General features: G+C 71.6%; 12 protein-coding genes. 4 read left to right on the top strand and 8 right to left on the bottom strand.

The genetic code is table 11. The features are described from left to right. Positions 1-59 precede the first annotated feature (59 nt). Positions 60-1,568: a M81 family metallopeptidase gene (locus ACWDEW_RS16635; RefSeq protein WP_450513503.1), complete on the top strand. Its 1,509-nt coding sequence runs from the start codon at positions 60-62 to the stop codon at positions 1,566-1,568. Here ACWDEW_RS16635 and ACWDEW_RS16630 read toward each other — a convergent pair. The 6 genes from ACWDEW_RS16630 to ACWDEW_RS16605 all read right to left on the bottom strand — a co-directional run bounded on the left by ACWDEW_RS16630 (position 1,549) and on the right by ACWDEW_RS16605 (position 7,302). Next, positions 1,549-2,166, bottom strand: a complete 618-nt coding sequence (locus tag ACWDEW_RS16630) for a GTP-binding protein (protein ID WP_359606042.1) — start codon at positions 2,164-2,166, stop codon at positions 1,549-1,551. The genes ACWDEW_RS16635 and ACWDEW_RS16630 overlap by 20 nt on opposite strands. Further along, complete coding sequence (locus tag ACWDEW_RS16625) at positions 2,153-2,512, bottom strand: DUF742 domain-containing protein (protein ID WP_019071425.1); 360 nt, start codon at positions 2,510-2,512, stop codon at positions 2,153-2,155. The genes ACWDEW_RS16630 and ACWDEW_RS16625 overlap by 14 nt, the downstream gene beginning before the upstream one ends. A 1-nt stretch (position 2,513) precedes the next feature. Further along, positions 2,514-2,945, bottom strand: a complete 432-nt coding sequence (locus ACWDEW_RS16620; RefSeq protein ID WP_019071426.1) for a roadblock/LC7 domain-containing protein — start codon at positions 2,943-2,945, stop codon at positions 2,514-2,516. Positions 2,946-2,956: 11 nt separating this feature from the next. Continuing rightward, positions 2,957-5,320 carry a sensor histidine kinase gene (locus ACWDEW_RS16615; protein ID WP_450513500.1) on the bottom strand — a complete coding sequence of 788 codons (2,364 nt, stop codon included), beginning with the start codon at positions 5,318-5,320 and terminating at the stop codon, positions 2,957-2,959. A 39-nt stretch (positions 5,321-5,359) separates the two neighbouring features. Further along, positions 5,360-6,379 (bottom strand): substrate-binding domain-containing protein, encoded by a 1,020-nt coding sequence (locus ACWDEW_RS16610; RefSeq protein ID WP_450513498.1) that lies wholly within the window; start codon positions 6,377-6,379, stop codon positions 5,360-5,362. A gap of 467 nt (positions 6,380-6,846) precedes the next feature. After that, positions 6,847-7,302, bottom strand: coding sequence for a tellurite resistance TerB family protein (locus ACWDEW_RS16605; protein WP_450513496.1), 456 nt, complete (start codon positions 7,300-7,302; stop codon positions 6,847-6,849). Between the two features lie 149 nt (positions 7,303-7,451). Between ACWDEW_RS16605 and ACWDEW_RS16600 the strand changes: the two genes are divergently transcribed. Genes ACWDEW_RS16600 through tatA form a run of 3 tightly spaced genes read left to right on the top strand, consistent with a single transcriptional unit; the run spans position 7,452 to position 10,591 of the window. Beyond that, the gene (locus tag ACWDEW_RS16600; RefSeq protein ID WP_019071430.1) at positions 7,452-7,805 is read left to right on the top strand and encodes an ArsR/SmtB family transcription factor; all 354 of its coding nucleotides are present in this window, start codon (positions 7,452-7,454) and stop codon (positions 7,803-7,805) included. Further along, positions 7,795-10,287 carry an HAD-IC family P-type ATPase gene (locus ACWDEW_RS16595; RefSeq protein WP_450513494.1) on the top strand — a complete coding sequence of 831 codons (2,493 nt, stop codon included), beginning with the start codon at positions 7,795-7,797 and terminating at the stop codon, positions 10,285-10,287. The genes ACWDEW_RS16600 and ACWDEW_RS16595 overlap by 11 nt, the downstream gene beginning before the upstream one ends. Positions 10,288-10,318: 31 nt before the next feature. Then, positions 10,319-10,591: a Sec-independent protein translocase subunit TatA gene (gene tatA, locus ACWDEW_RS16590; RefSeq protein WP_399188460.1), complete on the top strand. Its 273-nt coding sequence runs from the start codon at positions 10,319-10,321 to the stop codon at positions 10,589-10,591. Positions 10,592-10,712: 121 nt separating this feature from the next. On the opposite strand, the gene ACWDEW_RS16585 is transcribed toward tatA, so the two are convergent. Both ACWDEW_RS16585 and mycP read right to left on the bottom strand, forming a co-directional pair. After that, a complete protein-coding gene (locus ACWDEW_RS16585; RefSeq protein WP_450513491.1) occupies positions 10,713-11,276 on the bottom strand; it encodes a hypothetical protein in 564 nt (187 codons plus the stop codon). A gap of 41 nt (positions 11,277-11,317) precedes the next feature. Next, positions 11,318-12,466: a type VII secretion-associated serine protease mycosin gene (mycP, locus tag ACWDEW_RS16580; RefSeq protein ID WP_450513489.1), complete on the bottom strand. Its 1,149-nt coding sequence runs from the start codon at positions 12,464-12,466 to the stop codon at positions 11,318-11,320. Positions 12,467-12,596: the final 130 nt, after the last annotated feature.

Raw genomic sequence — 12,596 nt, 5'->3', positions numbered from 1 at the left:
CCGCGTGGGCGCGACCAGCCCCCACCCACCCGCACCCGACACACAACCTGGAGCCCCCATTGCCTTCTTCTCGTCCTGTCATCGCCATCGCGGGCCTCGGCATCGAGTCCTCGACATTTTCCCCAGCCCGCACGGAGGCCCCCGCCTTCCACCCCCAACGCGGCCCCGAGGTGTTGACCCGCTACCCCTTCCTCACCCCCGGCACCCCCCTCCGCGAGTCCGCGGACTGGCGCGGAGCCCTGGTAGGCAAGGCCCTCCCAGGCGGCACCGTAACGTCCACCGCCTTCACCGCCCTCTCCGACGAACTCGTCTTCAGACTGAGGGAGTTGGGCCCCCTGGACGGCCTCTGGTACGACATCCACGGCGCGATGACGGTCGAGGGCATGGCCGACGCCGAGGCCCAACTCCTCACCCGCATAAGGGAAACCATCGGCCCGGACACCCTCGTATCGACCTCGATGGACCTCCACGGCAACGTCTCCCGCGAACTGGTCCACCGCAGCGACCTGATCACCTGCTACCGCATGGCCCCGCACGAGGACGCCATGGACACCAAGGAACGCGCCGCCCGCAACCTCGTAGACCTCCTGGCGAGCGGCGCCCCCCGCCCGGTGAAGGCATGGATCCCGGTCCCCGTGCTCCTCGCGGGCGAGCAGACCTCCACCCGTATCGAACCGGCGAAGAGCGTCTACGCGGCCGTAGAAGACGTAGAGGCGAAGGAGGGTGTCACGGACGCGGCGATCTGGGTCGGCTACGCCTGGGCGGACGAACCCCGCAACCGCGCCGCGGTTGTCGTCACCGGCTCTTCCACCGCCCAAGTCACCGCAGGCGCAGAGCAGTTGGCGCGCGGCTTCTGGGAGGCACGTGACGACTTCGCGTTCGTCGCCCCGACCGGCACCCTGACCGAGTGCCTGGACGAGGCCCTCGCCTCCACCGCCCGCCCGTACTTCATCAGCGACACCGGCGACAACCCGACCGCCGGCGGCGCGGGCGATGTCACCTGGGGGCTCCAACAGGTCCTGGAGCGCCCGGAGTTCAAGGACCAGGACGGTCCCACGGTCATCTACGCGTCGCTGCCCGGACCCGCCGCCGTAGCCACAGCGGAGCGCGCCGGCGTCGGCGCCACCGTGACCGTCACGGCCGGCGCGGAGGTCGACGACCGCCACGCACCCCCGCTGACCCTCACCGGTGTCGTGCACTCCGTCCGCCACGGCGACCGGGACGCCGAGACCGAAGTGGTGCTGCGGGTCGGCAGCGTGTACGTGATCCTCACCCGGCTGCGGAAGCCGTACCACCACGAACACGACTTCACCGACCTGGAGTTGGAGCCGCGCGCGGCCGATCTCGTGCTCGTCAAGATCGGCTATCTCGAACCCGAGCTGTTCGCCATGGCCGCCGACTGGAAGATGGCCCTCACCCCGGGCGGGGTGGACCAGGATCTGGTCCGGCTCGGTCATCACCGCATCCGGCGGCCGATGTTCCCCTTCGACCGGGACATGGCGGAGCCGGACCTCACGGCCCGGATCATCGCCCCCTCGGACGAACCGCTCACCGGGGCGGACGAGTGAGCCTGCCGCCCCCGCCGTCCTCGATGGCCGCCTCGATCAACTGGTCCAGCAGCGCGATCAGTACGTTCCGGCACGAGTCGCGCTCGCGGGCGTCGCACAGCAGCACCCGGACGTCCTCCGGGAGCGCCAGCGCGTCGCGGACCGCCTCCGCCGGATACGGGTGCTCGCCGTAGAAGCCGTTCACGCCCACCACGAACGGGATGCCCCGGCGCTCGAAGAAGTCGACGGCCGCGAAGCTGGACTTCGGGCGGCGCACGTCGATCAGGACCACCGCGCCGAGCGCGCCGAGCGCCAGGTCGTTCCACATGAACCAGAAGCGCTGCTGGCCGGGGGTGCCGAACAGGTACAGCACCAGGTCCTGGCCTATGGTGATGCGGCCGAAGTCCAGGGCCACGGTGGTGGCCCGTTTCTCCTCGATGCCGTCGAGGTCGTCGACGGCCAGGCTCGCCGAGGTGAGCGGTTCCTCGGTGCGCAGCGGTGCGATCTCGCTCACCGAGCCGACCATGGTGGTCTTGCCGACGCCGAAGCCCCCCGCGATCAGGATCTTGACCGTCTCGGGCGGCGCGGGTGCCGGAGCGATGGTGTCAGAGCCGGCCAAGGCCCTCCCTCACTTTCTGCAGCAGGTCCATGTCCGGGCTGGTACGGGAGACCGGGTGCGGCGGACGGGCCGTGATCAGGCCCGCCTCCAGCAGGTCGCAGAGCATGATCACTACCACGCTCACCGGAAGGTCGACAAGGGCGGCTACCTCCGCCACCGCCAGCGGCTCCGCGCACAGCCGCAGGATGCGGGACTGCTCCGGCTGCGGCCGGGGCGCCCGCGCGGGCGCCGGGTCGACCGCGGTGACCGTGGTGATGAGGGTGAAATCGGCGCGGCTGGGCCGGGTTCTGCCACCGGTCAGCGTGAACGGTCGTACCAGCCGTCCCGCCGCGTCGCCACCGCTCACCTCACTCGCCGGAGCCGGCCGCGGGGCCGACGTTGGCCCTCGGCGCGGCGCTGAGATGCTCGCCTATCTTCTTCACCAGCATGTTCATCTGGTACGCCACGACCCCGACGTCCGCGCCCGGACCGGTCAGCACGACCAGGTGGGCGCCGGGTCCCGCCGAGGTGAGGATCAGATAGCTGTTCGCCATCTCGATCAGCGCCTGGCGCACCGGACCGCCCCGGAAGTCCATGCTGACCCCCTTGCTGAGGCTCATCAGCCCGGAGGCGGTGGCCGCGAGCCGCTCGGCGTCGTCGCGCAGGAACCCGGTGGACTTGCTGACGACGAGGCCGTCCTCGGACAGCACGACGGCCTGGTTCACCTCGGCCACCCGGTCCACGAGTCCGGTGAGCAACTGGTCGAGTTGGGTGTGCGTGGCGGGCACGGGACGTGTCATGGCGGAGTCCTTCATGAGCGATCGGCGGGCGGATTCGAGGAGGCGGCTGCTTCCTCCCGGTCGTACTGCGACGGCGCGTCCTCGTCGACGGAGTCTCGCGCCTGGAACGTGCCGCGCTGGAACCCGGCCAGCGAGGAAGCCGCACGTTCCGCGGTGAAGTCTTCCAGTTCTCCGTCCTCCTCGGCCGGTCCGGCCTCCTCCCGCAACTCACTGGCCAGACTGGTCTGCGGTACCCGCCGTGGCAACGGGGCGAGCCCGTCGAGATCGGCGGTCACCGGGGGCTCGGCGGACCGGGCCGGGGGTATGGCGGGCAGCGCCCTGGGCTCCGGGCTCGGTGTCTCGGCCGCCTTCTCGGCCGCGGCGGCGACCCGCTCCACCATGGCGGCCTCGTCGGCGCCCTGCGCGGCGACCGGCGCCGGCTCGTCCAAGGGCTCGGGTACGACGATCTCGTGCGGGATCAGCACGATCGCGGTCGTGCCGCCGTACGGCGAGGAGCGCAGCGTCACCGCGATGCCGTGCCGGACGGCGAGCCGGGCGATCACGAACATGCCCAGCCGCAGGTCGTCGGCGAGGGCGACGACGTCGAACTGCGGGGCCACCGCGAGCTGTTGGTTGAGCGAGGCGTAGTCCTCCTCGGACATGCCGAGCCCGCGGTCCTCGACCTCGATCACCAGACCCTTGGCGACCATCGCGGCCCGCACACCGACCGGGCTGGGCGCGGGGGAGTACACCGTCGCGTTGTCGATCAGCTCGGCCAGCAGGTGGATCACGTCGGCCACCGCGGGCGGTGCCAGGCACACCTCCTCCTCGGTGTGCACCTCCACCCGCTGGTACTCGGCGACCTCACCGACGGCGCTGCGCAGGATGTCGATCAGCGCGACCGGCTCGGTCCAGCTGCGGCGCGGCTGCTCACCGCTGATGACGACGAGGTTCTCCTCGTAGCGGCGCAACTGACTTGCCGTGGAGTCCAGTTCGTACAGACCACGCAGCACCTCGGGGTCGTCGTGCCGGCGTTCCAGCTGGTCGAGCTTGGTGAGCTGGAGGTTGATCAGGTTCTGGCTCTGCCGGGCGATGCCGAGGATGACCTTCTGGAACCCCCGCCGGGTGTCGGCGAGTTCGATCGCGGTGTGCACGGCGGTGCGCTGCGCGGTGTTGAACGCCTGGGCCACCTGGCCGAGTTCGTCGCCGCCGTAGTCGAGTGGCGGGGCCGCCGACTCCACGTCGATCTTCTCGCCGCGGTTCAACCGGGCGACCACGTCCGGGAGTCGGTCCTCCGCCAGGCTCAGCGTGGCCACCCTCAGGCCGCGCAGCCGCCGGGACAGGGAGCGGGTGATCCGCCAGGACATGCCGACGCACAGCAGCAGGGCGGCGAGACCGCCCGCGCTCAGCGAGGCGGCGGTGAGCAGCAGGTTGTGCGCCTTGTCGGAGCTGCGGTCGAGGAGTGCGGCCGTCTGCTGCCGGATCAACCCCTCGTACTCGGCGGCGACTTGGGTCAGGGCCGCGTTCCACTGCTTCTGCTCGGCCGGCAGGACGATCCTGCCGGCCGAGCCGTTGTCCGGCACCGCCTTGTCCGCCGTGCCCGCCGTGAGCACCGCGTCCTCCGTGGACTCCAGGGTGCTCCATGCGACGCTCTGCAGAATGTGCTCGATCTTCGTCTTGGTCGCGCCCTGGAACCCGGTGGCGATCTGGTCCTCGACCAGCCAGCGCCGGGCGTGCACCAGCTCGGCGAACTGCTCCCACGCCGCGTTGTTGACGTGCCCGGAGGGCCAGGCCAGCGTCAGCTGCGCGTCCTCCTGGGAGACCAGCTCCGCCCCGTGCTCCAGTGCGACGAGCGGCTCCGCCTGCGAGGTGAGGTCGCCGTCGTCGACCTGGGACAGCTGCTGGAAGGCCTGGATCTGGTCGTCGATGATCGAGGTGTACTGGTCCAGTACCTGCTGGGGCGTGATGTCGGTGGGCTTGTCCACCTGGCTGCGGTAGTACTCCAGGCTGTCCACCGACGCGACGACCGAGTACATCCGGTCCCTGATGCGTGCGGGCGCCTTCTTGATCGCGCCGGACTGGGCCACGAGCTGGGCCACCGCCTTGTCCGTCGCCGCGCGCTGTGCCTTGAGCGCGGCCTCGGAACCGTGCGGTGAGGCCATCCACGCCGCCGAGAGGCTGCGCTCCTTCTGGAGCGCGAGCGCGGCCTCGGTGCCCATCGCGCCGGTCGATCTGCTCAGCTCCGTCTGCGACCGCAGCCGTAGGCCCTCCGTGAACATCTGGGTCGTCGTCACGCCCCACATCGCGGCCAGCGTGACGCTGGGGACCAGGGCGAGCAGGATCAGGGAAAGACGTATGGAACCGACGCGGCGCCGGGCACCTGTCCGTGGAGACATCGTGGTCGTCCTCGCTACATCCTCGTACGAAGTGTCCGGTCAGCGCGTTCCGTCGGCCGCGTACTTCGCGACCGCGCCGACGTTCGTCTTCGTCACGAACGCCGGGCCGGTGAGCACGGGAGCCACCCCGCCGCCACTGATGTTGCCGTTGGTCTTGTACAGCCACAACGAGTCCACGGCCAGATAGCCCTGCAGATACGGTTGTTGATCAACCGCGAACTGTACGGTCCCGCTCTGCACGGCCTTGACCAGGTCCGAGTTGAGGTCGAAGGTCGCAACCTTGGCCTTGCTGCCCGCCGCCTTCACGGACTTGACCGCGGACAGCGCGAACTGGGCGCCCAACGTGACCACTTCGTCGATGCTGGGGTCCTGCTTCAGCCGGTCCGTGACACTCGCGGACACGGTGTTCATGTCGGTACCGTCCACATAGAGCATGTCGGTCACGCCGGTGAACGTCTTCTTCACGCCCGCGCAGCGCGCCTCCAGGGCGACATTGCCCCGCTCATGGATCACGCACAGGGCGTGCTCGGCCTTGAGCTCGTCCAGTTTCTCGCCGACGGCGCGGCCCGCGACACTCTCGTCCTGCCCGAAGAACTCCAGGACACCGTCCGACTGCCAGGAGTCGATACCGGAGTTGAGGCCGACCACGGGGATGTCCGACGACCTGGCCTGGGCGATCGGCGCCTTCATCGCGTCCGGCTTGGCGAGCGTCAGCGCGATGCCGTCGACCCCGTCCCGGATCGCGTCCCGCACGAGCTCGGCCTGCCCGGTGGCGTCCGGGTCGCTCGTGTACGTCAGCGCTACGCCGTCCTTGGCGGCGGCGGCCTCGGCGCCCTTCTTCACCAGCACCCAGAAGGCGTCGCCCTTGCTCGCGTGGGTGACCATGGCGATCTTGAGCCCGCCGGTGCTCCCGGCACCGGACGCGTCCGTGCCCGAGCCGGACCCGGAACCACCGGTACCGGAGCAGCCGGCGAGCAGCAGACAGACGGCGACGGCGCCGGTCAGCACCGTGCCGCGTATGTGACGGAAGGGGACGTGAGGTGAGGGAGGAGTGGTCATGGGGGGTGCGGCACCTCGCTGTGCGGCCGAGCCTGGGGACGGGGAGAGTACGCCCGGAGCCGTATGAGGTGCGCCGACCGGGTGACTCCCGCTGGGCCGGAGCCAATCGCGTGTGACCGCTGGTAGTCAAGTGAGCAGCGACCCGCAGTGAGTTGTTGCTGCCGCATTGTGATCATCTCGACGTCGTAAGGAGGTTGAGGAGGTTACGTACGAGAGGCCGGACGGTTACATCGGCAAGTATGGCTCCACGCGGGGGACTTCGCCCTCATGGGGGCGCGGCGCACAGCCTGCTCCGTGTCGGGCGCGTCAATGCCGAGGACCGCGGCGATCCGGCTGAAGGGCGCCCGGCCGTCGATGTGCGGGGCGTGGATCGGACCGCGGTCCGGGGCGTCCGGCAGGCTCCGGGCCATGTCCTCCCGAAGGTCGATCGTGACCCCCGAAGGCCGGTCATGACCCCGGAAGTCCGGTCAGAGGTCGAACTCGTGCGGCGGCAGGTCCAGGGTGAAGCAGGCCTCGCGGACCACGGCCTGCTCGGTCTTGTCGAAGTCGCCGTCCGCGCCGCCGATCACGATGCCGATCTGGATCACGGCACGCGCCTCGGCGGGCTTCTTCTTCGCCTTGGCGATCTCCTGGAGCACGCCGACCTTGCCGAATGCGAAGTCGGCCGTCAGCTTGTCGAGGTTCGCGTCGAAACGGCGCTGGAGGTCCATCGCGTCGAAGTTCTGCAGCACCTCGTTGCTCGCGATGAGCTGGGCGACGCGCTGCCGCTCCGAGGGGTCCACCGTGCCGTCGGCGGCGGCCACGAGCGCGCACATCGCCATGCTCGCGTCGCGGAACGCCCCGCTCTTCAGATCGTTCTTCTTCGCCACGAGCTGGGTCTGCATCGTCGACGCGGACTCCTTGAAGCGGTCCCAAAGGGCCATGCGAACTCCATGCGTAGTAGTCGTGGTAGTCGTGCGTATACAAATTCGTGGCTGCAGCACCGTGGAAACTCCCCGGACCGGGGAGAAGTTCCGGCCCCTAGACTGGGGCGGTTCGTACGAAAGCTACGGCCAGGACGGAGGCGACGACGGTGCAGACAGCCGGCCGCGGCTTCGAGGACCCGTCCGCCGACGTGCTCGCGGGCGCCGCCGCCGCTTTCGGACTCCTGGCCTCGCCCGCGCGGCTGCACATCGTGTGGGCGCTGGCCCAGGGCGAGAGCGATGTCACCGGGCTCGCCGAGCGGGTCGGCGGCGCGCTGCCCGCCGTCAGCCAGCACCTCACCAAACTGAAACTCGCCGGCCTGGTCCGCTCCCGCCGCGAGGGCCGCCGCCAGGTGTACTTCGTCGACGACCCCGACGTGGTCGACGTGGTCCGGCTCGCGGTCGCCCGCCTCACCGACCGCGCCGACCGCGACGTGCCCGCCCCCCGACTCCGTGGCCTCTGACGCCGCCGCCCACCGGCACACCCCGCTCCAGGCGCTGCGGCACCTCGACACCGGCCCGCGCGGACTGACCGAACCGGAGGCCGCCGCCCGGCTCGCGGAAACCGGCGAGAACACCCTCCCGGAACGCCGTACGACACCCTGGCACCGCCTGTTCCTGCGCAGTCTGCGCGACCCCTTCACCGTCGTCCTGCTCTGCCTCGGCCTGGTCTCGGCACTCGTGGCCTCCTGGGGCACTGCCGCCGTGATCCTCGCGCTCGTCGCGGTGAGTTGTGTGCTGCGGGCCGGCGGCGAGCACCGGGCCGACCGCTCCCTGCACGGCCTGCGCGAGCTGGTCGGCTCGACCGCCTGTGTGCTGCGCCGCGCGGAGGCCGGGGCACCGGTGCGGGCCCGGGAGATACCGGTCGCCGAACTGGTCCCGGGCGACGTGGTCGGGCTCGGTCCCGGCGACCTCGTCCCGGCGGATCTACGACTGCTGCGCGCGAGCGGGCTGACCGTCCACCAGGCCGCGCTGACCGGCGAGTCCGCGCCGGTCGCCAAGGCCGCCCTGGACCTGCCCGGCGCGGCCGACGAGGGCCCCTTCGCCCAGCCGCACCTGTGCTTCCAGGGCAGCGGTGTCGTCTCGGGCAGTGCCACTGCGGTCGTCCTGGAGACGGGCGCGCGGACCCGGTTCGCCGCCGCGCACGGCGGGCCGGTGCGGCGCGCGCCGAGCGCCTTCGACCGCTCGGTGCACGGCGTCTCCTGGGTGCTGATCCGGTTCATGCTGCTGACGCCCCCGCTGGTCCTGATGGCCAACGCGGCGCTGCGTGGCCGGGGCGTTGAGACGTTGCCGTTCGCCGTCGCGGTGGCGGTCGGGCTGACCCCCGAGATGCTCCCGGTGATCGTGACGACCTGCCTCGCACGCGGGGCCGCGCTGCTCGCCCGTACGCACGGCGTCGTCGTCAGACGGCTGCCCGCCCTGCACGACCTGGGCGCCGTGGACGTGCTCTGCCTCGACAAGACCGGCACCCTCACCCAGGACCGCCCGGTCGTGGAACGCGCCCTCGGCCCCGACGGCCGTGAGGACCCCGACGTCCTGAACCGGGCCGCCACAGCCGCCTGGTGGACCCTCCAGCTCGCCGACGCACCCGTCCCGGACGCCCTCGACGAAGCACTGCTGGCCGCGGCCGGGCCGGTGGGGGAGGAGTACGACGGGATCGCGGCCGTGCCCTTCGACCCGGTGCGGCGGCTCGCCTCGGCGGTGGTGCGCGGCGACGCCCTCGGGACCCACACCCTCATCGTCAAGGGCGCCGTCGAGGACGTCGTGGAACGGTGTCTGCTGGAGCCCGGCGAACGGGACCGACTGCTCGCCCTGGCCACCCGTGAGGCCGAGTCCGGGCTGCGGCTGCTGGCGGTCGCCACCGCCGAACTCCCGGCCCGCACACGCGCGTACACCCCTGCCGACGAACGGGGCCTGACCTTCCGGGGGCTGGTCACCTTCCACGACGCCGTCGACCCGGCCGCGCCGGAAGCCCTGCGCGCCTTGGCCGAGCTGGGCATCGGCGTGCGGATCCTCACCGGCGACCATCCGGCCACGGCGGCCCGGGTGTGCCGGGAACTGGGACTTGACCCCGGGCAGGTGCGGGTCTCCGCCCGCTGCACCCCTCAGGACAAGGCCCGCGCGGTCGCCGCCCTCCGCGCGGCCGGACACACCGTCGGCTTCCTCGGCGACGGCCTCAACGACGTGCCCGCGCTGCGCGCCGCGGACGTAGGGATCGCACCCCGGGCCGCCGTCGACGTGGCCCGCGAGGCCGCCGACGTCGTGCTCGCCGGGAAGGACCTCACCGCGATCCGGCACGCGGTCACGGCCGGCCGGCACAGCAGCGCGAACATCGCCTCGTATCTGCGGGTCACGTTCTCCTCGAACCTCGGCAACGTCATCGCGATGCTCGCCGCCGGTCTGCTGCTGCCGTTCCTGCCGATGCTCCCGGCCCAGGTGCTCGCCCAGAACCTCTGCTTCGACGCGGCCCAGCTGGCCTTCGCCCACGACCGGCCGCCGGCCGCCGTACTGCGCCGGCCGACCGAGCTGCGGCCCCGGGCGTTCCTGCGGTTCATCACCGGGTTCGGGGTGCTCAACGCGGTCGCCGACCTCGCCACCTTCGCCGTGCTCGCGCTCGCGCTGCGCGGCCCCGACGCGGTGGACGACGAGGTGCTGTTCCACTCGGCCTGGTTCACCGAGAACCTGCTCACCCAGGCCCTCGTGATGCTGCTCCTGCGGACCGGCCGGAGCCTCGCGGAGGGCGGCGGACCGGGGCCGGTCGGGCGGGCCGCGGCCGTACTGGCCGCCGTCGGACTGCTGCTGCCGCCGAGTCCGCTGGGCGCGGCGCTCGGCATGACGGGGCTCGCGCTTCCCTACTACCTGCTGCTCGCCGCCGTGCTCGGTCTGTACGCCCTGGCCCTGAGGGGTCTGCGATCCACTCGTGGGTTGTACAGTTGCGCAACATAGCAACTGTTGTCAGGGAAGAGAGGGCGCGGTCATGCTCCGCAACGGACTGGAACCATGGCACCTGCTGGTCGTGGCGATCGTCGTCATCCTGCTGTTCGGCTCGAAGAAGCTTCCCGAGGCCGCGCGCGGGCTGGGCAAGTCGATGCGCATCCTCAAGAGCGAGGCGAAGGCGATGAAGACCGACGACCTGGCCACCGCGGCGCCGGCGGAGCCGACGTCGGTGCAGATGGCGACGGAGCCGGCCGTGACCCCCGCACAGCCGGAGCCCAGGACGGCCCCCGAGCCGACCGGCACGGCTGGCTGAGGCCTCCGGCCCCGTGCTTCGCGGGTAGCTGACGCCTCCGGTGGGACCGGCCGGGGCCCAGCGCTCCGGTCGGCCCCGGGGATCGGCACCACCCCCGCGCTGCCGGACCCGCTCCGGACGATCAGTGCCGGGCGGCGATGAAGGCGCTGACCTTGTCGGCCAACTTCTTTCCGGCCTGTGCCTTCGCGGGGTCGTCGGGCGCAGTGATGGCCGAGATGCGGGGGCGTGCCGAGGTGGCGCCGATGATCACGAACTCCTGGTGCGGGTTGGCGCGCGCGGCGGCCTCGGTCGCTGGTTTCATGCCGGTGCCGACGGTGACGATCAGCTCGCAGTGGTGCTGCACGGCGCCGTTGAAGTACGGCAGCGCCGCCTTGACGTCGATGGTGGGGGTGGGGAAACGCTGGGCGTTGACCCGGCCGGAGCGCGCCGCGTCCTGCATGCCCTGCCAGGACGCCTGGCTGAGCCGGGCGTCGGTGGCGCCCGCGGGCGAGACGAGCAGACAGGCCCGGAAGTTGCGGGAGACGTTGGCGGCCCGGGGCTGAGTGCTCCCGCCTCCGGTGAGCAGCGCGGTGAGCGACAGGACCACCACGAGGGCGGTGGCCGTGACGGCCGTGACGACCGGGTGGCCGCGGACGAGACCCGTGAGGCGGTGGACGGGGCGCGCGGTGATCGTGGTGAGCCGCATGCTGATCGGGTTCCTCCTGTGGATCATGTACGAGGACTGGATCACGTACGACGACGGGAGCGGCGGCGGACGAGGAGGCCACCCGCCCCGGCGGCGGTCACCACGGCCGCCGCGCCGACGACCGCGACGGTTCCGCCTGGAACGCCGCCCGTCGTGTCGGCGGCTGCCTTCGGGGCGCCGTCGCCGGAGGCGGTGAGCAGCGGATTGGCGCTGGAGGCCGGAGTCGGTGCGCCCAGGGCCTTCAGGGGGTCGACGATGCCGTAGCCGAAGCGGTCGTCACGGCCGGAACCCCCGCCGGGGCGGTCGGCGGTGCCGATGAGCCGGGCGATGATCTGACCGGCGCTCTCCGACGGGTACGCGGCTCGCAGCAGTGCGGCGGCGGCGGACACATAGGGAGCGGAATAGCTGGTTCCGTCCTTGGTGAGGTAGCCACCGCTGTTCCTCGTCGAGTAGATGTCCACCGCCGGGGCGGCCAACGCGACATAGGAACCCGATTCGCCGGAGGACCAGAACCCGCCGTCGCGGGTGGTGCCGGAGACGGCCAGGACGCCGGGGAAGGCGGCCGGATACCCCACCGGATTTCCCGTCAGGCCGTTGTTGCCCGCCGCCGCGACCACGACGGCGTCGTGGCGGCGCGCATAGGCGACCGCGTCCCGGATCTGGGGGTCGGGGTCGGTGGTCACCATCGAGATGTTGATGACCGAGGCCCGGTGGTCGGTGGCGTAGACGATGCCCCGGGCAAGGGCGAGCGGATCCGCGGCGTTGTCGGCGCTGACCCGGACCGGGAGCACCGTCGCCCGGGGAGCCAGTCCGGCCATGCCCTTGCCGGTGGTGCCGGAGCCCGCGATGACCCCGGCGACCGAGGTGCCGTGCGAGTCGGCCGAGACGTCGACCCGGCCGTCGGCGGCCTGGCCGGTGACATCGGTACCGGGAAGGACCCGGCCCGCCAGGTCGGGGTGACGGGCGTTCACCCCGGTGTCGACCACCGCGACCGTGACGCCGGCCCCCTGACTGAGCCGCCAGATCCGGGAGGCGTCGAAGTGCTGGGCGTCCAGCGGCCATTCGGCACTGAGCGGCGTGGGTGCGGCGGGCTGCCCGGCGGTGGCCGCGGGTGCGGCACCCAGGAGGAGCAGCAGCGGCAGGCCGACGTATGCGCAGGCGCGCAAAGCGCCCGACGGTACCAGTCTCATCCGCCCCCGCAGCCCCTCCGATGTCCTGTGAGTGCAGCCTTGCTCGTCAACTGGAAAGAATGGGACGGGAGTTGGTCAGGAGAGCCGTAAAGACTTGCAATGTACTGGTCAACCTTGGTGTGCGATGCGG

It is taken from the genome of Streptomyces sp. NPDC001100 (assembly GCF_053598575.1).
Note: the sequence above shows the minus strand (reverse complement) of the source record. Positions and strands in the feature narration are given on the sequence as shown.